This window comes from Salinarimonas soli, assembly GCF_008386575.1.
In the GTDB taxonomy this organism is placed as follows: Bacteria; Pseudomonadota; Alphaproteobacteria; order Rhizobiales; family Beijerinckiaceae; genus Salinarimonas_A; species Salinarimonas_A soli.
Window position 1 is genome coordinate 166,129 of sequence record NZ_VUOA01000028.1, and the last position, 19,092, is coordinate 185,220.

Annotated in this window: 15 protein-coding genes; 9 read left to right on the plus strand and 6 right to left on the minus strand. The window is 73.0% G+C overall.

Translation table 11 applies throughout. The features are described from left to right. Nucleotides 1-78 precede the first annotated feature (78 nt). From smc to F0L46_RS16035, 6 genes are all read left to right on the plus strand, one after another. Nucleotides 79-3,531: a chromosome segregation protein SMC gene (gene smc / locus F0L46_RS16010; protein WP_149819317.1), complete on the plus strand. Its 3,453-nt coding sequence runs from the start codon at nt 79-81 to the stop codon at nt 3,529-3,531. A 238-nt stretch (nt 3,532-3,769) separates the two neighbouring features. Next, a complete protein-coding gene (locus F0L46_RS16015; RefSeq protein ID WP_149819319.1) occupies nt 3,770-4,144 on the plus strand; it encodes an AtpZ/AtpI family protein in 375 nt (124 codons plus the stop codon). 49 nt (nt 4,145-4,193) lie between these two features. Beyond that, nucleotides 4,194-4,922 carry a F0F1 ATP synthase subunit A gene (locus tag F0L46_RS16020; RefSeq protein WP_149819320.1) on the plus strand — a complete coding sequence of 243 codons (729 nt, stop codon included), beginning with the start codon at nt 4,194-4,196 and terminating at the stop codon, nt 4,920-4,922. 59 nt (nt 4,923-4,981) lie between these two features. Then, entirely contained in the window at nt 4,982-5,206 is a 225-nt protein-coding gene (locus tag F0L46_RS16025) for a F0F1 ATP synthase subunit C (RefSeq protein WP_149819322.1), read from the plus strand. A 111-nt stretch (nt 5,207-5,317) separates the two neighbouring features. Further along, complete coding sequence (locus F0L46_RS16030; protein ID WP_149819324.1) at nt 5,318-5,878, plus strand: F0F1 ATP synthase subunit B family protein; 561 nt, start codon at nt 5,318-5,320, stop codon at nt 5,876-5,878. 11 nt (nt 5,879-5,889) lie between these two features. Continuing rightward, nucleotides 5,890-6,378 (plus strand): F0F1 ATP synthase subunit B family protein, encoded by a 489-nt coding sequence (locus F0L46_RS16035; RefSeq protein WP_149819326.1) that lies wholly within the window; start codon nt 5,890-5,892, stop codon nt 6,376-6,378. 296 nt (nt 6,379-6,674) lie between these two features. Here the strand turns inward: F0L46_RS16035 and F0L46_RS16040 are convergent, their stop codons facing one another. The 3 genes from F0L46_RS16040 to purD are packed head-to-tail and all read right to left on the minus strand — an operon-like array spanning nt 6,675 to nt 9,814. Next, nucleotides 6,675-7,556 (minus strand): patatin-like phospholipase family protein, encoded by an 882-nt coding sequence (locus F0L46_RS16040; RefSeq protein ID WP_149819328.1) that lies wholly within the window; start codon nt 7,554-7,556, stop codon nt 6,675-6,677. A gap of 4 nt (nt 7,557-7,560) precedes the next feature. Further along, a complete protein-coding gene (locus tag F0L46_RS16045) occupies nt 7,561-8,460 on the minus strand; it encodes an alpha/beta fold hydrolase (RefSeq protein WP_149819330.1) in 900 nt (299 codons plus the stop codon). 52 nt (nt 8,461-8,512) lie between these two features. Then, the gene (purD, locus tag F0L46_RS16050) at nt 8,513-9,814 is read right to left on the minus strand and encodes a phosphoribosylamine--glycine ligase (RefSeq protein ID WP_149819332.1); all 1,302 of its coding nucleotides are present in this window, start codon (nt 9,812-9,814) and stop codon (nt 8,513-8,515) included. 468 nt (nt 9,815-10,282) lie between these two features. Between purD and xseA the strand changes: the two genes are divergently transcribed. Continuing rightward, nucleotides 10,283-11,917 carry an exodeoxyribonuclease VII large subunit gene (xseA, locus tag F0L46_RS16055; RefSeq protein ID WP_149819334.1) on the plus strand — a complete coding sequence of 545 codons (1,635 nt, stop codon included), beginning with the start codon at nt 10,283-10,285 and terminating at the stop codon, nt 11,915-11,917. A gap of 110 nt (nt 11,918-12,027) precedes the next feature. Here xseA and F0L46_RS16060 read toward each other — a convergent pair whose 3' ends face one another. Next, nucleotides 12,028-12,819 (minus strand): alpha/beta fold hydrolase, encoded by a 792-nt coding sequence (locus tag F0L46_RS16060; RefSeq protein WP_149819336.1) that lies wholly within the window; start codon nt 12,817-12,819, stop codon nt 12,028-12,030. A 494-nt stretch (nt 12,820-13,313) separates the two neighbouring features. On the opposite strand from F0L46_RS16060, the gene F0L46_RS16065 reads away from it, so the two are divergent. Beyond that, nucleotides 13,314-13,823, plus strand: coding sequence for a GNAT family N-acetyltransferase (locus F0L46_RS16065; protein ID WP_149819338.1), 510 nt, complete (start codon nt 13,314-13,316; stop codon nt 13,821-13,823). Then, nucleotides 13,820-15,022 carry an MFS transporter gene (locus F0L46_RS16070; protein ID WP_149819340.1) on the plus strand — a complete coding sequence of 401 codons (1,203 nt, stop codon included), beginning with the start codon at nt 13,820-13,822 and terminating at the stop codon, nt 15,020-15,022. The genes F0L46_RS16065 and F0L46_RS16070 overlap by 4 nt, the downstream gene beginning before the upstream one ends. Nucleotide 15,023: 1 nt before the next feature. Here F0L46_RS16070 and F0L46_RS16075 read toward each other — a convergent pair whose 3' ends face one another. After that, complete coding sequence (locus tag F0L46_RS16075) at nt 15,024-16,247, minus strand: cell wall hydrolase (RefSeq protein WP_149819342.1); 1,224 nt, start codon at nt 16,245-16,247, stop codon at nt 15,024-15,026. Nucleotides 16,248-16,659: 412 nt separating this feature from the next. After that, a complete protein-coding gene (locus F0L46_RS16080) occupies nt 16,660-18,837 on the minus strand; it encodes a sensor histidine kinase (RefSeq protein WP_149819344.1) in 2,178 nt (725 codons plus the stop codon). Nucleotides 18,838-19,092: the final 255 nt, after the last annotated feature.

The following is a 19,092-nucleotide window of genomic DNA, read 5'->3' on the forward strand; positions in this document are numbered from 1 at the left end:
CGGCGCACTCACGGGACCGATCACCAGCCGACCGCCCCCGCTCACCCCCCGCCAGGGGCTCACTACGGCGCGCCGGCCATGAAGCTCACGCGGCTGCGCATCGTCGGGTTCAAGTCCTTCGTCGAGCCCACCGAGTTCCTCATCGAGCCCGGCCTCACGGGGGTGATCGGGCCGAATGGCTGCGGCAAGTCGAACCTCGTCGAGGCCCTGCGCTGGGTCATGGGCGAGAGCTCCTACAAGAACATGCGCGCGTCCGGCATGGACGACGTGATCTTCGCGGGCTCGGGCCACCGGCCGGCCCGCAACGTCGCCGAGGTGACCCTCACCGCCGACAATGCGGGCCGCACCGCGCCCGCCGCCTTCAACGACGCCGACACCCTCGAGATCTCCCGTCGCATCGAGCGCGAGCAGGGCTCGAACTACCGCATCAACGGCCGCGAGGTGCGGGCCCGCGACGTCCAGATCCTGTTCGCCGACGCCGCGACGGGCGCCCGCTCCGCCGCCCTCGTGCGCCAGGGCCAGATCAGCGAGCTCATCGCGGCCAAGCCCCAGGCGCGCCGCCGCATCCTGGAGGATGCCGCCGGCATCGCGGGCCTCCACGCCCGCCGCCACGAGGCGGAGCTGCGCCTGAAGGGGGCCGAGGACAACCTGGTCCGCGTCGAGGACGTGCTCGGCGGGCTCGATTCGCAGGTGGACGGGCTGCGCCGCCAGGCCCGCCAGGCCGTGCGCTATCGCGGGCTCTCGGCGGAGATCCGCAAGCTGGAGGCGGTGATCCTTCTCGTCGGCTATGCGCAGGCGCGGGCCCAGGCGCAAGCCGCCGACGCCGAGCGAACCGCGGCTGCGGCGGCGGTGGCCGAGCGCACCGCGGCCCAGGCCGAGGCCGTGCGGGCGCAGGCGATCGGCGCCCATGCGCTGCCGGGCCTGCGGCAGGCTCAGGCCGCGGCGGCGGCGGCGGTCGCCCGCCTCACCCATGCCCGGGCGGCGCTCGACGCGGAGGAGCGCCGGGCCAAGGAGCGTCTGACGGAACTCAACCGCGCCGCCACCGAGATCGAGCGCGACCTCGCCCGCCAGCGCGCCGCCGGCACCGACGCCGCCGCGAGCCTCGCGCGGCTCCAGGAAGAGGCCGAGGAGCTGGCGGCGCGGCGCGAGGATGCCGGCCCCGCCAGGGAGGAGGCGCAGGAGCGCCTGGCGGCGTTGGAGGCAGCGCTCCAGGAGGGCGAGCGCGCCCTCGACGCGCTCCAGGCACAGGCCTCGGATGCGGGCGCCCGCCGCGCCGCCCTGGAGCGCGCCCGGCGCGACGAGGCCGGGCGGGTGGCGCGCTTCGCGTCCGAGCGCGCGGGGCTGGAGCGCCAGATCGAGGCGCTGTCGGCTGAAGCGGGCGAGCCCGTGGAGGATCTGCGCGCCGCCCTCGACGAAGCGGAGGACGCGGCCCTGTCGGCCGAGGAGCGCGCGGCGGAGGCGCGGGAGGCGCTGCGCGTCGCCCGCGAGGCCGAGACCCGCTCCCGCGCGCCCCTCGCCGAAGCCGAGCGGATCGCGCAGCGCCTGGAGACCGAGGCCCGCACGCTGGCCAAGCTGTTCGCGCCCGATCCCACGGGCCGCCATGCCCCGGCCCACGACGCGATCACCGTCGCCCGCGGCTTCGAGACCGCGCTCGGCGCGGCGCTCGGCGACGACCTGGAGGCCTCCCTCGACGGGAACGCCCCTGTCCATTGGGGCAAGGCGGGCGAGAGCACCTGGGATCCGCCGCTGCCCGACGGCGTGCGGCCGCTCATCGACGTCGTCGAGGCCCCGCCCGCCCTGCACCGGCGCCTCGCCCAGATCGGGATCGTGCCCCGCACCGAGGGCCCCCGCCTGCAGGGTCAGCTCCAGCCCGGGCAGCGCCTCGTGAGCCCCGAGGGGGACCTGTGGCGCTGGGACGGGCTCGTGGCCGCAGCCGACGCCCCCTCGGCGGCGGCAAGGCGCCTCGCCGAGCGCAACCGGCTCGGCGACCTGCGGGAGGAGGCCGAGGCTGCCCGGGAGGCAGCCGAGCTCCGCCGCGCCGATGCCGAGGCGGCGGCCGCTTCGGTGCGGACCGCCGTTGCCCGCGAGACCGAGAGCCTGGAGGCCGCGCGCCTCTTGCGGCGCGCCCTCGACGCCGCCCGCGAGCGCCTGGCTTCGGCCGAGCGCCGGGCCGCGGAGCTCGGCGCCCGCCGCTCGGGGCTCGACGAGGCCCTGGCCCGGGTGCGGGCGAGCGAGGCGGAGGCGGGGGAGCGCGAGGCGGCGGCGGCCGACGCCCTGGAGGACCTTGCCGACGCCTCCGATCTCGACGCCCGCCTCGCCGAGCTGCGCGCCGGCGTCGCCGGGCGGCGCACGGCCGCGGCCGAGGCCCGGGCCGCGCTCCAGGGCCTCACCCGCGAGGCCGAGCTCGCCGGGCGCCGGGCGGAGGCGGTAGCGGGCGAGATCCGGATGTGGACCGAGCGCTCCGCCCGCGCGGCCGGCGCCCTGGAGGAGTTGGAGACCCGCCTGGAGCGCACCCGCGACGAGATCGCCGAGCTCGCGGAAGCGCCCGACACCCTGATCCTGCGCCGCCGCGCCCTCCTCTCCGAGATCGAGGCGGCGGAGGCCCGTGCCCGGGCGAGCGCCGACGCGCTGGCGCAAGCCGAGACGGCGCTCGGCGAGGCCGACCGGCGCGCGCTGGGCGCGCTCGAGGCCATGGCGGCGGCCCGCGAGGCGCTGGCGGGCGCGGAGGCGCGCCTGGAGGCCCTCACCCTGCGCGCCAACGACATTGCCCGCTCCATCGCCGACCACCTCGACACCGATCCCGCCGGCCTCTACGCCCTCACCGGCCTTCGCCCCGACGCCCCCCTGCCCGATTCCGGCGAGACCGAGACGCGGCTTGCCCTCCTCAAGGCCGACCGCGACCGCATGGGCGGGGTGAACCTCAGGGCCGAGGAGGAGCTTGCCGAGATCGAGGGCCGGCGCGACAGCCTCTCGGCGGAGCGCGACGACCTCGTCGAGGCGATCAAGCGACTGCGCGGCGCGGTGCAAAGCCTCAACCGCGAGGGACGCGAGCGGCTGCTCGCCGCCTTCCAGATCGTGAACGGCCATTTCCAGCGCCTCTTCACCACCCTGTTCGGCGGCGGCACGGCGGAGCTCACCCTTGTCGACGCCGACGATCCCCTGGAGGCGGGCCTTGAGATCCTCGCCCGCCCACCGGGCAAGAAACCCCAGACCATGACGCTGCTGTCCGGCGGCGAGCAGGCCCTCACGGCGACCGCCCTCATCTTCGCGGTCTTCCTCACGAACCCTTCGCCGATCTGCGTGCTCGACGAGGTGGACGCGCCGCTCGATGACGCCAACGTGGAGCGCTATTGCGACCTCCTCGACGAGATGGCGCGCCAGACGGAGACGCGGTTCGTGGTGATCACCCACAACCCGATCACCATGGCGCGCATGAACCGCCTGTTCGGGGTCACCATGGCCGAGCGCGGCGTGTCGCAGCTCGTGTCGGTGGACCTGGAGGGCGCGGTGGAGTTGCGCGAGGTCGGCTGACACCCTGCGTCTCCTTCGGGGCCGGCGCACGATCCCTGCCGCAAAGAGGTGTGCGTGCAGTGCACATTGCCGATGCCGCATTGCAGCATTCCTGTGCGAAAATCCCGGAATAATCAATCTCGTCAATAGCTTACGTTTTTTCGGACCCTCCTTGACAGGGGTGACCCCCGACAATATGGTGCGCCCGGCTTTCGGGGGTGGCTCCGGGCTTTTTCCATCGCACCGCACGGGGCACGCAATGTCGGATCCGACGCCGCGGGACGATGGGACTGGCCGGACGCCGTCCAGCTCCGACGAATCCGACCTGTCGGCGAGACTCAAGTCGCTGGAGACGCGCCTCGATCAAGCGAGCGCGCATCGCCAGGAGACCGAGGATCCTCGCCCTCGTCCGGCGTCAGACTCCCGTGCGCTCGGTCAGGCCATGCGCCTGTCGGCCGAGTTCATCGCGGGCGTCATGGCAGGCGGCGTGCTCGGTTACCTCGTCGACGGGCTGGCCGGCACCAAACCGTGGGGGCTCATCGTCTGCCTGATCCTCGGCTTCTGCGCCGGCATGCTCAACCTGATGCGAGCGGCCGGACTGGCGAAGCCGGCGCGGTACGACGAGAAACCTTGACGCGTCCATCCGGACGGCTGACGGAAACGACAACAAGGGCTGAGGGATCATGGCGAGTCCGATCGAGCAATTTCAGATCAAGCCCATCATCCCCGTTCTCAACTTCACCAATTCCTCCCTGTTCATGGTCGTCGCCGCCGGCGCGATCGTGGGCGGCATGCTGCTCGCCACCCGCCGCCGGGCGCTCGTCCCGGGCCGCGGCCAGGTCGTGGCCGAGATGCTGCACGACTTCGTGGCCTCCATGCTGCGGGACGCGACGGGCAAGGAGGGAATGAAGTTCTTCCCCCTCGTCTTCACGCTGTTCCTGTTCGTGCTCACCATGAACATGCTCGGGATGATCCCGGGCTTCTTCACCGTGACGAGCCACGTGATCATCACCTTCGCGCTCGCGATGCTCGTGATCGGGACCGTGGTGGTCTACGGCTTCATGCGGCACGGCACGCATTTCCTGGGGCTGTTCACGCCGTCGGGTGTGCCGGGCTGGCTCCTGCCCTTCATCACCGTCATCGAGGTGATCTCCTTCCTGTCGCGGCCGATCTCGCTGAGCTTGCGCCTCTTCGCCAACATGCTGGCGGGCCACATCGCCCTGAAGGTGTTCGGCGGCTTCGTGGTGTCCCTCGGCGCCGCGGGCGGGCTGTTCGCGGTCCTCGCGCCCCTTCCCCTCCTCATGGCCGTGGCGCTCACGGCCCTGGAGTTCCTGGTGGCCTTCCTCCAGGCCTACGTCTTCACGGTGCTCACCTGCATCTACCTCAACGACGCGCTGCATCCGGGCCACTGAGCCGGGCAGCGCTCGCCGTCCCTTCCCCTCCCCTCCCGATCGACCCTAGGAGATCAACGATGGATCCGATTGCTTTCAAGTACCTCGGCGCGGGCCTCGCCTGCTTCGGCATGGGCCTCGCCGCCATCGGCGTCGGCCAGATTTTCGGCAACTTCCTCTCGGGTGCCCTGCGCAACCCGTCGGCGGCCGACAGCCAGTTCGCCCGCGCGTTCATCGGCGCGGCGCTCGCCGAGGGCCTGGGCATCTTCTGTCTCGTCGTCGCTCTCGTCCTTCTCTTCACCTGACCGAAGCACCCTCGATCGGGCGGCGGGGGATCTCCCCCGCCACGGGAGGCTTGGCGGTGAGCGACCCTCACCGTCATCCTGCTTTTTAGAGACGACCGCAGAGGACCGGCCATGGCCACGCAGAGCACCCACACCGGCGTCGACGCGACGGCACACACCAGCGCCGCCGACCCCTCGCACAGCGCCTCCTTTCCCCCCTTCGACGCCTCGACCTTCGGCGGCCAGCTCTTCTGGCTCGCCGTGGTCTTCGTGGCGCTGTACCTGCTCATGTCCCGGGTCGTCCTGCCCCGCCTGAGCGGGATCATCGAGGCCCGCGACACCACCCTCGGCCGCGACCTCGACACCGCGGCCCGCGCCAAGCAGCAGGCCGAGGACGCCGGCCGCGCCTACGAGGCCTCCCTCGCCGAGGCCCGCGCCCGCGCCCAGTCCCTCGCCCAGCAGACCCGCGACAGCCTCGCGGCCGACACGGACGTGAAGCGCAAGGCCCTGGAAGCCGACCTCGCCGAGCGCATCGCCGCCTCGGAGGTCACGATCGCCGAGCGCAAGGCGCAGGCGATGAGCAACGTCCGCGACATCGCGGCCGACGCCGCCACGGCGATCGTCGAGCGGCTCACCGGCCAGGCCCCGGCGCCTCAGGCCGTCGCCGCCGCCCTCGACGCCCCGACGCGCTGACAGGAGATCCCATGTTCTCGAACCCGACCTTCTGGACCGGCGTCGCCTTCTTCATCTTCTTCGGCATCCTGTTCTATTACGGGGTGCCACGGTCCGTCGGGGCGGCCCTCGACGCGCGCAGCAGGCGCATCGGCGACGAGCTCGCCGAGGCCCGCCGCCTGCGCGAGGATGCCGAGTCGCTCCTGCGCGAATACGAGTCGAAGCGCAGCGCCGCCGAGGCTGAGGCCGCCGCCATCGTCACGGCCGCCCGCGCGGAGGCCGAGCGCATGAACGGCGAGGCGCAGGAGCGCACCGCCGAGTTCGTCCGCCGCCGCACCGCGGCCGCCGAGACCCGGATCGCGCAGGCCGAGGCCCAGGCCATGGCCGATGTCCGCGCCGCCGCCGCCGAGGCCGCCGTGCGCGCCGCCGAGACGGTGCTGCGCGACCAGATGCGCGGCCCGACCGGCACCGAGCTCCTGACCCGCAGCCTCCAGGACGTGCGCGGCAAGCTCAACGCTTGAGGCCGCACAGCCTCGACGCCTCCGACGGCCGCCCCAGGGCGGCCGTTTTCGTTTTCCGCTACCCCGGACGTCTCCCCTCTCCCGGATGGGAGAGGGGTGCACGAAGTGCCGGGGGTGAAGGTGGCCAAGCCGGGAGGTTCACCAGACCTATCCGCTTGTCATGGCCGGCCTTGAGCCGGCCATCCAGTCGAGCCGTAGTCTTGGGTCCCCGGCCTCATCCTGAGCCTGTCGAAGGACAAGCCCGGGGATGACGGTGGGAAGGCGGATCGATTCAGCGAGCTTCCCGGCGTGATCCCTCACCCCCGGCCCCTCTCCCATCCGGGAGAGGGGAGTGACGTCCCGCCAAGATGCCGCTCCAGCTCGCGCTTGAAGGCCTCCTTGGCGGGTTCGGCGGCGGCGAAGATGGCGCGGGCCTCGAGAAAATCGAGGGCGCGGAAGCGCGAGACGTCGGGGGTGAGCACCACCTGCGGGCGGTAGATCTTCAGCTTCGCGGCGTTGATCGCCGTCTGCATGATCTGGATCGTCCCCATGGTGATCTCGAAATTGCTCGGCATGCGCCCGGGCTTCGCCGCCGGCCCGCCCGCCACGTCCACCGCCACCACGAGATCCGCCCGGCCGATGAGGTGGTCGAAGGGGAGCGGATTGGAGGCGCCGCCGTCGATGAGGAGCCGCTCCCCGAGTCGCACGGGGCGGATGAGGCCCGGGATCGCGATCGACCCCGCCACGACGGGCCGCAAGGAGCCGGTCGCGAAGGGGGCCTCCTCCCGGGCCGCGTAATCGGTCGCGACGGCCTGGAAGGGGATCGCGAGCGCCTCGAACGTGGTCGGGATGCCCTCGGGCCAGAACGCGTCGAGGATCAGCTCGCCGTCGACGAGGAGCGGGTTGCCGAGGCCCGAGAACACGTCGGCGAAGCGCCCCACCCGCGCCTCCAGCACCTTCGCCATGGCCCGCGAGCGGTCGCGCAGGACGGAGAGGGTGTGGCGCCGCAGGGTCTTGGCGGGGATCCCCGCCGCGTAGGCCGCCCCGACGAGGGCGCCCATCGACGTGCCGGCGAGCGCGACCGGGCGCAGGCCGAGCTCGTCGAGGGCCTCCAGGACCGGGATATGGGCAAGCCCCCGCGCGCCGCCGGCCCCGAGCGCCACGGCGATGGTCGGTCCTAGGACAGCGTCGTCCGGCATGGTCCTACCCGGCGAGGAACGGCTCCAGGGCGGCAAGAACCGCGGGGGGGTTCTCCTCCATGACGAAATGGCCGGATTCGGGGATCAGGGCGCCCGAGGCCCGCGGCGCGAAGGTGCGCCGCCAGACGTCGAGCGGCGTCTCGGGGCTCTTGCCCGTGAGATAGAAGCTGCCCCAGGCCACGAGCGTCGGGCACTGGATGTGCCGGCCCGCCGCGAGATCCGCCTCGTCCGCCTCGATGTCGCGGGTCGCGCCGGCCCGGTAATCCTCGCAGAAGGCATGGATGCGGGTCGGCTCGTTGAAGCCGTCGCGATAGGCGTGGAGAGCCGCCGGGTTGAAGGCCTTGAGCGACCCATCGGCGGACCACAGCGCCAGCAGCCCCTCGAAATAGGGAATGGGATCGCGGCCGATCTCGGTCTCGGGGATCGGCTGGGGTTGCGAGAGGAAGGCCCAATGAGCGCCGGGGATCGCGCCGGAGCGGATCTGGCTCCAGACATGGACGGTGGGCAGGATGTCGAGCAGGGCAAGGCGGCTCACCCGGCCCGGCTCGTCGAGGGCCAAGCGATAGGCGACGCGGGCGCCCCGGTCGTGGCCCACGAGGGCGAACTGGACATGGCCCAGCCGCTCCATGACGGCGACGGCATCCTCGCCCATGCCGCGCTTGGAATAGGTCTCGTGCCGGGCGTCGCCCCGCGGCGCGCTCGACCAGCCATAGCCCCGCAGGTCCATCGCCACGACGTGATGCGTGCGGGCCAGCGCCGGCGCGATGCGGTGCCAGCAGGCATGGGTCTGGGGAAAGCCGTGCAGCAGGAGCACGGGCGGCCCCTCCCCCGCCGAACGGGCGAAGATCCGGCCCGACGGCGTGTCGATCCAGTGGGATTGGAAGCCGGGAAACAGGTCCTGCATGACAAGCCCTCTCATGTGCCGTGGGGGCACGATAGCGGGTCGGGCGAAATCGTCACCCCGCGCGATGCGAGGCCTCGCCGGGACCGGCCGCGCCGACCGCCCGCCAGCCGATGTCGCGCCGGCAGAAGCCCTCCGGCCAGTCGATCCGGTCCACCGCCGCATAGGCCCGGGACTGCGCCTCGGCGATGGTGGCGCCCGTCGCCGTGACGTTGAGGACCCTCCCGCCATTCGCGACGAGGCGCCCGTCGACCAGGGCGGTGCCGGCCTGGAACACCGTGACGCCCTCCACGGCCCCCGCCGCCTCGATGCCGCCGATCGTCGATCCCTTCGCGACGGGGCCCGGATAGCCCCGCGCCGCCATGACCACGGTCAGCGCGGCCTCGGGACGCCATCGCACCTCGTACCCGGCAAGCCGCCCCTCGCAGGCGGCAAGCAGCATCTCGACGGGATCGCCCGCTAGCCGCGGCATGAGCACCTGCGTCTCGGGATCGCCGAAGCGGCAATTGTACTCGATGAGCTTCGGCCCCGACTCGGTGAGCATCAGGCCGGCATAGAGCACCCCGGCATAGGGCGTGCCGCGCGCCCGCATGGCCCGCAGGGTCGGCTCGACGATCTCCCGCATGGTCCGGGCCTCCAGCTCGGGCGTCATGGCGGGGGCCGGGGAATAGGCGCCCATGCCGCCCGTGTTCGGCCCCCGGTCGCCGTCGAAGACGCGCTTGTGGTCCTGCGCGGAGGCGAGCGGGACGGCATGCGTCCCGTCACAGAGGGCAAAGAAGCTCGCCTCCTCGCCGACGAGGCATTCCTCGATCACGAGCTCGGCCCCGGCCTCGCCGAGGCTCCCGCCGAGCATCGCTTCGATCGCCGCCTCGGCCTCCTCGACGCTCATCGCCACGACGACGCCCTTGCCGGCGGCAAGCCCGTCCGCCTTGACGACGATGGGCGCCCCTAGGGCCCGGACATGGGCCCTCGCGGGCTCGGCCTCCGTGAAGCGGGCGAAGGCGGCGGTGGGGATGCCGGCCTCGCGGCAGAGCTCCTTCGTGTAGGCCTTGGAGCCCTCGAGCTGCGCCGCCGCCCGGCTCGGCCCGAAGGCCCGGATGCCCGCCGCCGTGAGGTCGTCCACGAGCCCCGCCACGAGCGGCCCTTCGGGCCCGACCACGACGAGGCCGATGGCCTGCTCGCGGCAGAACGCGACGACGGCTCCGTGATCGGCGACGTCGAGGGCGACGTTGCGCCCGCAGGCCGCGGTGCCGGGATTGCCGGGGGCGACGAGGAGCCGGTCGCAGAGCGGGCTTGCCGACAGCGCCCAGGCAAGGGCGTGCTCGCGCCCGCCGGAGCCGATGAGGAGGATGTTCATGATGCCCGCGCCCCGAAGGTTGGTCGGGCGGAGCTTTAGACCATTTCGCGGTGAGGTGGATGGGGCACACCCGACAAAAATGCCCGCGCGTGGGGACAATAGCGGATGCCCGCCCCTCCCGAACGACCCCAGAGGGATGGCACCTCAGGCGTCATGTGCGCCGCCGCATATGGACGCCGGCCCGCCCGTGCGATCCATCCGTCAACGCATCGCTCACCAGGGAATCACCCTCATGAACCCCGCCCTGCCCGCCAAGGCTCCCTCGTTCCGCAACGCCCTGATCGGCTTCACGGCCTCGACGGCGACGATGATCGCCACCATGCTGCTCATCGCCGGCCTCAACGCCTGAACCCTCCGGAGCCCCGACAGGTGAGGCCGAATCGCCTCGCCTCCCCGGAATTTCGTTCCCCCTTTGATCCGGCGGCCCGCACCTCTTGCACCCCGCGGCTCAAGCGCTAGGGTGCGGCGATGAACGCGCCGATCTCGCCGTCGAACGCCCCCGACTGGACCGTCTCCGAGCTCTCGGGCGCCCTCAAGCGCACGCTGGAGGACGCGTTCGGCTATGTGCGGGTGCGGGGCGAGATCTCAGGCTATCGCGGGCCCCATTCCTCGGGCCACGCCTATTTCTGCCTCAAGGACCAGAGCGCCAAGCTCGACGCGGTGATCTGGAAGGGCACCTTCGCGCGCCTGAGGGTGAAGCCGCAGGAGGGGCTAGAGGTGATCGCCATCGGGCGCATCACCACGTTCCCGGGCAAGTCGAGCTACCAAATCGTCGTCGATTCCATCGAGCCCGCCGGCATCGGCGCGCTGATGGCGCTCCTGGAGGAGCGTAAGCGCAAGCTCGCCGCGGAGGGCCTGTTCGCGCCTGAGCGCAAGCGCGCCCTGCCCTACCTGCCGACCGTCATCGGCGTCGTCACCTCGCCCACCGGCGCCGTGATCCGCGACATCCTCCACAGGCTGGAGGACCGCTTCCCCCGCCGGGTGCTCGTGTGGCCCGTGCGGGTGCAGGGCGACACCTGCGCGGCCGAGGTCGCGGCGGCCATCCGGGGCTTCAACGCGCTGAAAAAAGGCGGCCCGATCCCCCGGCCCGACGTGCTCATCGTGGCGCGCGGCGGCGGCTCGGTGGAGGACCTCTGGGGCTTCAACGACGAGGCCGTGGTGCGGGCGGCCGCCGAGAGCGAGATCCCGCTGGTCTCGGCGGTGGGCCACGAGACCGACTGGACCCTCATCGACCACGCGGCGGACGTGCGCGCGCCGACACCCACCGGCGCCGCCGAGATGGTGGTGCCCGTGCGGGCCGATCTCGTGGCCGAGGTGGACGATCTGGGCTTCCGCCACCGCGAGGCCATGGGCCGGGCCCTCGACCGGCTTCGCAGTGATCTGCGCTCCGCCGCCCGCGCCCTGCCCGGCCGTGAGGCTTTGCTGGCGCCCAAGCGGCAGCGCCTCGATCTTGCCACCGCGAAGCTGAAGCCCGCGCTCGCCCGCAACGCCCGCTCCGCCGAGACCCGCATCGCCCGCCTTGGCCAGTCCCTGGAGCGCCGCTCACCTCGCGCTCGGCTCGCGGAGCTCAAGGGCAAGCTCGCAGCGGTGGGCGAGCGGCCGGGGCGCGCCTTCTTCAACTTCCTCGTCATCCGCAAGGACGGCCTGCCGCAGATCATCCAGCAGCTGCGCCGCGCCATCCGCACCCGGCTGGATCTCCGGCGGCAGCGGTTCGAAGGGGTGTCGCAGCGCCTCGCGGCGGGGCGGGAGGCGATGCTGCGCCAGGAGCGCGAGCGCGTCCTCCAGCAGCGCCGGCGGCTCCTGTCGCTCGGCACCTCGCTGGCGTCCGCCGCCCGCGCCGACATGGCCAAGCGCGAGGCCCGCATCGGCGGCCTCGACCAGCTGCTCACCAGCCTGAGCTACCGCTCGGTGCTCGCCCGCGGCTTCGCGCTCGTGCGCGACGGCGACGGCAAGGCCATCCGCTCCGCCGCCGCGATGCCCCCGGGCCAGCCCATCGAGCTCGAGTTCATGGACGGCAAGGCCCGCGCGCTCGCGGAGGGCCGCGCCTCCAGGCGGGCCGCCAAGGACCGGCCGCCGACGCCGAAGCAGGGGGATTTGTTCTAGCCCGCGGGCGCGTTCGGGAGCTGTGGAGGCGTTGTGCGTGCTTCGAGGCTCGCCTTCGGCTCGCGCCTCGGCATGAGGGGGTCGGGAGCGCGACCAAGCCGCGCCAGCCCCTAGATCTCCGGCACGGCACTCGTCAAAAAATCCGCCACCGCGCCGAGCACCGCCTCCGGCGCCTCGCGGTGGGGCACGTGCCCGCAGGCCTCGATGATTCTCATTCGAGAGGCGCCCCTGGCGAGCGCCGCGATCCGCTCTGGGTGGCGGACGGAGCCGTATTCGTCGCGGTCGCCGTGGATCGCGAGAACCGGGCAGCCGACGCGGGCGAGGTTGGCGTCGAGGGTCCAATCCTTGAACTCGGGCGACAGCCAGGTGTCGATCCAGGTGTCGAGCACCCAGCGGGCCTTGTCGCCGTGATAGCGCGCGAGCCGCTCAACCTGCCCAGGCTCCGCGAAGGCGCGCTTCGCCGCCTGGAGCCCCTCCCTCGTGCGGTCCTCCACGAAGGCCTGGGCCGCGACCGTGACCACGGCGGCGCAGCGCTCCGGCAGCCGGGCGGCCGTGCTCACCGCCATGGCGCCGCCCACGCTGTGGCCGAACGGCACGATCCGGTCGAGGCCGAGCGCGGCGACGAGGGCGGGCACGCTCTCCCTCGCCTCCTCGTCCATGAAGCCCATGGCGAGCGGGCCCTGGCGCGGATCGGAGCGGCCGAAGCCCAGGCGGTCATAGGCGACGACCCGGTGCCCGACCGTTCCTGCGAGCGCCGCCGGAAACTCGCGCCACAGCTCCACGCAGCCGAGCGAGTCGTGGAACAGGACGATGGTCGGATTCGCCTGCGAGCCCTCCGGCGTCCAGGATCGCGCGAAAAGCCGGCCTCCGGGGGTGGCGATCCAGTGATCCGATGTGAGCATGCCGTGAGCGAACCCGTGACGCGCCGCCGAGCGCCGGCTGGATATAGCGCGCGCGGGCGGCGTGAGGAATGTCGACGCTACGCTCGATGACTCCCTCCCCAAGGAGAGCCCCCTCGGCGGCTCATCAGCGCTCGCGTAGTCCGACCTGCACCGAGCTTTAAGCGAGCCGCCCCGCGTTCCCCTCCCCCTTGCGGGGAGGGGCTAGAGGGGTGACGGCGGTGTCGGAGCAGAAGAGACCGCAACCGATCGGACCACGACATCTTCGGGCAGGACACCGCCGTCACACCCCACCCCAGCCCTCCCCCGCAAGGGGGAGGGAGCGGCACGGAGCCCGCCCCTTAACACGTGCCATTTGCGCTCCTCGCGGCTCGCTGCTACGACGCCCCTCTCACGCGAGACCGCCCCGGCCCATGCCCCACCCCCGGATCCAGCGACGACGACACGGCTGACGCTTCCGTCCGCCCCCCGTCGTGTGCCTGCCCCGGAGGTCCGCAATGACCGCTTTGTCCATCGTCATCCGTCATGAACTTCCCGCCGACGCGGAGGCCATCGAGCGCCTGCACGAGCGCGCCTTCGGCCCCGGGCGCTTCGCGCGCTCGGCCTTCCGGCTGCGCGAGGGCGTCACCCACGACCCGCGCCTGTCCTTCACGGCGCTCGTGGGCACGCTCATCGTGGGCTCGGTGCGGCTCACCCCCGTCTGGGCCGGCGAGGTGCGGGCCCAGGTGCTGGGGCCGCTCACCGTGGAGCCCGCCTTCATGGATCGCGGCATCGGAGCGGGCCTCATGCGCCGCGCGCTGCAGGCCGCGACCGAGCAGGCGGAGGCCCTGGTCCTGCTGGTGGGCGACGAGCCCTATTACGCCCGCTTCGGCTTCAAGGTCGTGCCGCCGGGCCAGCTCGCCCTGCCGGGCCCCGTGGACCCGAAGCGCTTCCTCGCCCTGGAGCTCACGGAGGGCGCCCTGCGCAAGGCGCGCGGCGCCGTGACCCCCGGTCGGCCGCGCGGGTGAGCCGGCGCCCGCTCGGGTCGTCGACCCGCGTCGTGGTGGCGGCGCTCGCCGCGACGCAGCTCATCGGCTGGGGCAGCACCTACTATCTCCCGGCCGTTCTCCTGGTCCCGCTCGGGCGGGATCTGGGGCTGTCGCGAGAGCTCGTCATCGCGGGGGTGACCGTGATGCTGCTGGCGGGCGCCGTGGCGGCGCCCCGGGCCGGCCTGTTCATGGACCGGCGCGGGGTTCGCGGGCTGCTGGCGGTAGGATCCGGGCTGATGGCGCTCGCCCTCGTGACGCTTGCCTCCAGCACGTCATGGGTCGGCTATGCGGCGGCCTGGACGTTTGCGGGGCTCGCCATGCCGCTCGCCCTGTCGCAGGGCGCGCTCGCGGTGCTGGCCCGGGTGGCCGGGGCCGATGCGCGGCGGGCCTTCGCCACGATGCTCCTGATGTCGGGCTTCTCATCCACCCTGTTCTGGCCTCTCACGGCGGCGCTCGATGCCGCCATCGGCTGGCGCGCCACCTGCCTCGCCTATGCCGGGGTCCATTTCGCCGTGTGCCTGCCGCTGCACCTGTTCGTGACGTCGCGGCGCCTGGAGCGTCCGCCCGAGGGCGTTGGCGACGTGCCGGTGCCTGAGCCCGTGACGGGGCTCGATCCCGCCCGGCAGCGCGTCGCCTTCTGGTGGTGCGCGCTCGCCTTCTCGGTCCAGGGCTTCGTCTCCTGGGGCCTGCCGCTCAACATCGTCGAGATCCTCAAGGCCTTCGACCATCCGACCGCCACGGCCGTCGCCGTGGGCTCGCTCATAGGACCCGCCCAGGTCGCGGCGCGTCTCGGGGAGACCCTGTTCGGGCAGCAGGTCGGCATCCTGCGGGTGGGCCTCGCTTCGGCGCTGCTCGCGCCTTTCGCCGTGGCGCTGCCGCTCGCGGCCGGGGCGTCGCTGCCCGTGGTGGCGGCCTTCGTGATCGGCTACGGCCTGTCGGCGGGCGCTTTCACCATCGTGCGGGCCGTGGTGCCGCTCGCCCTGTTCGGGCGCGAGCGCTACGCCACCATGACGGGGCGCCTCGCCGTCCCGCAGAACATCGCCTTCGCGGCGGCCCCCGTCGCCTTCGCGTCCGTCCTCGACGCCTGGGGCGCGGCCGGCACGCTGTGGCTTGCGGTCGGCGGCGCGCTGGTGGCGCTGGCGAGCCTCGTGGCGCTCTCCCTCGCGGTGCGGGTGTAGGTCAGGTCTGGCCCGGTCGCAGCTTGTAGAAGATGTGCCGGCCGATCCGGTCCATGCGCTTCAATTTGCGGGCCCAACGGGGGCTCACGTAGTTGGCGTGGTAATGGGTCGAGCCGCCCACGTCCTCCAGATAGGTCTCGCCCTCCAGCACCGCCTTGGCGACGCGGCTCGCACGAGACCAGGGCTCGGATTCGGTGATGCGCAGGGACTTGCCCTCGCAGGCGAAGGTGAACTGGCAGGCCAGATGCCGGTGGCGGTTCTGGTAGACCACGCCGCAGATGGTCGACGGGTAGAGCCCGCTCTTCACCCGGTTGAGCACCACCTGCGCCACCGCCGCCTGACCCTCCTCGGGCTCGCTGCGCGCCTCGAAATAGACTGCCTCGGCCAGGCAGCGCTGCTCGCGCGCCGCCATGTCGGGATCGACGAGATCGGCATAGCGCGGGCGCGCCGCGCCCTCCCCCTTCGGCGCGGCCGTGACGCCTCCGTCCGGCCTTGGCGTCATGCCGGGCTGGGGCAAGGAGAAGGGATCGACCGCGACGACGACCGGGGTGGCATCCGCGGCGGCAGGCGTGGTCGAGGAGAGCGCGTGGGCGCGGGGCACGGACGGCGTCGCGCCGTCGGGCCGGCGGGTCACGGCGCCGCGGCCAGAGCCCGTGGATCCTTGCGCCTGGGCCTCGGGGGAGCGCGCCGAGGTGGCCATATGGGTGGTGGTGCGCTCCGTGTCGATGATCGGCTCGAGCCGGGGCTCGGCGTCGGCATCGATGACAGCACCCGGAACGAGGGGGGCGGGCGCCCCCTCGGAGGGGCCGAAGATCAGGCGCGAGAGCGGGTTGACCGAGGCCGCGATGTCGCCGCCGCGCCGGCTCAGGGAGGGGCGCAAGGGGATCAGGGGATCGCCCTTGAGCCCGCGCTCGACGACCGGATCGGGGCCTGGCGGCGTCTTCAGGTCGGGCCGAAGGGGAGCGCCGGGATCGTCGGGCGCGTCGGTCGGCAGGTCGAAGCGAAGCCCCGCCTCGCGCTCCATCCCGTCGGGAACGGGCATGCGCAGGGCGGCGCCCACGAGGCGCGCGGACGGGGGAAGCGGCGTCGCGCTCTCGACGAGGGGCGCCACGGCGCTCCAGGCGCCGATGCCCGCGCGCGGATCGTTGCCGGCCGCCGCCGTGAACGACACGAGGAGCCCCGCGCCGAGCGCCCACGGTGCGACGGTCGCGCACGCCCATCCCATCCCGGACCGATACCGACGCCTCACGCGACCCCACCGATGCTCGACCGAGGGTACCGACGCGGCACCCTCTGGGCTCATTTATCCGCCAGTAGGGTTAGGGGAGCGTAAAGGCCGGGGTAAGCTTAAGCGTGCCGGAGCGGGACGGGTACGCCCTGTCAGCCCTGCGGCGCACCACCGAAGGCGTGAAGCGCCGGCGGGCTCCCTCCCCCCTTGCGGGGGNNGGAGGGTTGGGGTGGGGGGTGGCGGCGGTGTCCTATCCGGAGATGTCGCCAGCCGGTCCGTCGTGATCGATCCTGCCTCGACACCGCCGTCACCCCCACCCCTAGCCCCTCCCCGCAAGGTGGAGGGGAACAGGTGGAGCCTGCCTCATACGCTCAGGGGAACGTCGCCCCCGGACGGCCGCGGCGCACCGCTATTGCAGGCGGGTGCGGGCGGCGGCGGCTTCGTTGGTGCGGGGGGCGGTGACGGTGAAGGAGGCGCCCTCCCCGCCCTCGCCCTGGCCCCATTCGAGCCGGCCCTGGAGCTGCGAGACCAGGCCGCGCACGATGCGAAGGCCGAGGCCCTCCGTGCGGGCGAGGTCGAAGCCCGAGGGAAGGCCCGGGCCCTCGTCGGTGACGCGAAGCGTGAAGGCGGGGCCGTCGGCCTTCAGCTCCACGTCGATGGCGGCGGCGTTCCCCTCGTCGCGGGCATGGATCGCGGCGTTGCGGGCGAGCTCGTTGACGATGAGGCCGAGCGGCAGCAAGCGATCGGGCTCGATCCCCACCCGCCCGACATCGACGCGGATCGCGACCCCCGCCCCCTCGATGTCCCGGCACAGGTCGCGCACGAAGCCGCCCGCGTCCACGACGCCGTCGGACGGGGTCTGGAGGAGGCGGTTGTGAACGTCGGCGATGGCGCGGACCCGGTCCAGCGCCGTGGCGAAGGCGCGGCGGGCGTCGTCGGTCGACAGGCCGGAGGCCTGGAGCCGCAGGAGGCTCAGCACCACCTGGAGGGCGTTGCGGATGCGCACGTTGGTCTCGGCCAGCACCTCGTCCTTGCGCCGCAGCCCGTCGGAGAGGTCGGCGAGCAGGGATTGGAGGGCGAGCTCGGCCTCCTTGTGGATCGTGATGTCGGTCTCGACGCCGTCCCAGATCGTGGTGCCGTCGGGCAGGCTGCGGGGCGCCGCCGAGATCTGGAGCCAGCGCGACGCGCCCTGCGCGCCCCGGGCCCGCACCTCCACGGTGAGCGGGCGCCGGTCGCTGCGGGCGCGCTCCAGAGTGCGGGTGAAGATGAAGCGGTCGTCCGGATAGAGCCGGCCGAGCAGCAGCTCCGGGTCGGCGAGGGCCGCCTCGGCGGGGAAGCCGTTGAGCCGCTCGCAATTGGCGCCCACCTGGACGTAGCGGTGGGCGCCGTCCGCGTCCTCCGCCATCTGGAAGATCATGCTGTCGGGCAGGTTGTCGGCGAGCGCCCGCAGGCGCTCGTCGCTCTCGCGCAAGGCCGCTTCCGCCTCGCGGGTGCCGTGGATGTCGAGCGAGGTGCCGAGCCAGCCCAGGAGCTCGCCCCCGCGCTTGAGCGGCACCATGGCGATGCGGTGCCAGCGATAGGTCCCGTCGTGGCGGCGCAGCCGCACGTCGGCCTCGAAGGGGGTCTCGGCCTCGTAGGCCGCGTCGCGCAGCGGTCTCGCCCGGCGCAGGTCGTCGGGATGCACGGAGCCGAAACGGTCCTCCAGCGCCATGCCGATGTCGCCGTGGTACTCGCGCATGGCCTGGTTGTAGAACGTCGCGGTGCCGTCGGGACCCGTGGTCCACACCTTCTGGGGGAGGCTGTCGGCGAGGAGGCGATAGCGGCTCTCGCTCTCCGCCACTGCCTCGTCGGCGCGCTTGCGGGCCGTGATGTCCTGGACGAAGCCCACCAGGCGTCCTGGGCCGGGCGTCGCCCCCATGACGAGGCCGCGCGCCGCGAGATGGCGCACCTCGCCGCCGGGCCGCAGGAGGCGGTACTCGACGAGGTTGCCGAGCCCCGTCTCGACGGCCGCCCGCTGCTCCGCCGCCACGCGCTCCCGGTCGTCGGGATGGACGAGGTCGAGCCAGGCCGCGAAGCTCTGGGCCGCGTCGGAGGGCAAGCCCACGATCCGCTCGACGCGCTCGTCCCAGCTGCCCTGCCCCGTGGCGAGGTCGAGCTCGAAGGTACCGAGCTCGGCTGCCTCCACCGCCACCTTGATGCGGGCCTCGCTCGCGCGAAGCGCCTCGGCGGCGCCCTCGGCGCGGGTATAGGCGATCTCGCTGTCGGTATAGACCTCGCGCAGGGCCCCGAGCACCCCCGTGAGGGCGGTGCCGAGCTCCCGCGCCTCGCGGTAGCCGGCAGAGGCGCCGCCCGCCGATACGCGGCCCTGGAGGGCGTCGTCGCCCATGCGGCGCAGGGCGTCGATGGGTCCGCCGATCCAGGCGCCGAGCCCCCAGCCGACGAGGGCGGCGGGGACCGCGAGCATCAGCCCCGTGCGGACGAGGGCGCCGAAGCGGTCGTGCCCCGGGACGAGGCCCAGAATGACGGCGGTGGCGAGCACGAGCCCCGCGAAGGCGGCCGCGAGGATGACCCGAAGGGAGAATGGCATCGCCGGTCGGGTCGTCCTCTGTCACGCTGGCCCGGCGCAATGTCCACCAAAGCCAAGCGCAGCGGCATCCGCAAAGACCCGTAATTTCACGGGCTTCGGCGCGCGAGCGGACGCTCCGCGCGAGGCGGGCCTAGACTCAGGCGGCCGCGCGGCGCTCGCCGGAGAGCACGCCCACCGTGCGCACCTGGTACTCGGCCGCGATGTCGGCATAGCTCAGCACCGCGATGTCGACCTCGGCGCCCTGCAGGAGCTTGC

Coding starts and splice junctions, on each gene's coding strand:
- purD (WP_149819332.1), bottom strand. CDS start 9,814: ATGAACATCCTCCTCATCGGCTCCGGCGGGCGCGAGCACGCCCTTGCC.
- F0L46_RS16035 (WP_149819326.1), top strand. CDS start 5,890: ATGTTCTCGAACCCGACCTTCTGGACCGGCGTCGCCTTCTTCATCTTC.
- F0L46_RS16065 (WP_149819338.1), top strand. CDS start 13,314: ATGACCGCTTTGTCCATCGTCATCCGTCATGAACTTCCCGCCGACGCG.
- F0L46_RS16075 (WP_149819342.1), bottom strand. CDS start 16,247: ATGGGATGGGCGTGCGCGACCGTCGCACCGTGGGCGCTCGGCGCGGGG.
- F0L46_RS16060 (WP_149819336.1), bottom strand. CDS start 12,819: ATGCTCACATCGGATCACTGGATCGCCACCCCCGGAGGCCGGCTTTTC.
- F0L46_RS16020 (WP_149819320.1), top strand. CDS start 4,194: ATGGCGAGTCCGATCGAGCAATTTCAGATCAAGCCCATCATCCCCGTT.
- F0L46_RS16080 (WP_149819344.1), bottom strand. CDS start 18,837: ATGCCATTCTCCCTTCGGGTCATCCTCGCGGCCGCCTTCGCGGGGCTC.
- F0L46_RS16030 (WP_149819324.1), top strand. CDS start 5,318: ATGGCCACGCAGAGCACCCACACCGGCGTCGACGCGACGGCACACACC.
- F0L46_RS16015 (WP_149819319.1), top strand. CDS start 3,770: ATGTCGGATCCGACGCCGCGGGACGATGGGACTGGCCGGACGCCGTCC.
- xseA (WP_149819334.1), top strand. CDS start 10,283: ATGAACGCGCCGATCTCGCCGTCGAACGCCCCCGACTGGACCGTCTCC.
- F0L46_RS16040 (WP_149819328.1), bottom strand. CDS start 7,556: ATGCCGGACGACGCTGTCCTAGGACCGACCATCGCCGTGGCGCTCGGG.
- F0L46_RS16045 (WP_149819330.1), bottom strand. CDS start 8,460: ATGCAGGACCTGTTTCCCGGCTTCCAATCCCACTGGATCGACACGCCG.
- F0L46_RS16025 (WP_149819322.1), top strand. CDS start 4,982: ATGGATCCGATTGCTTTCAAGTACCTCGGCGCGGGCCTCGCCTGCTTC.
- smc (WP_149819317.1), top strand. CDS start 79: ATGAAGCTCACGCGGCTGCGCATCGTCGGGTTCAAGTCCTTCGTCGAG.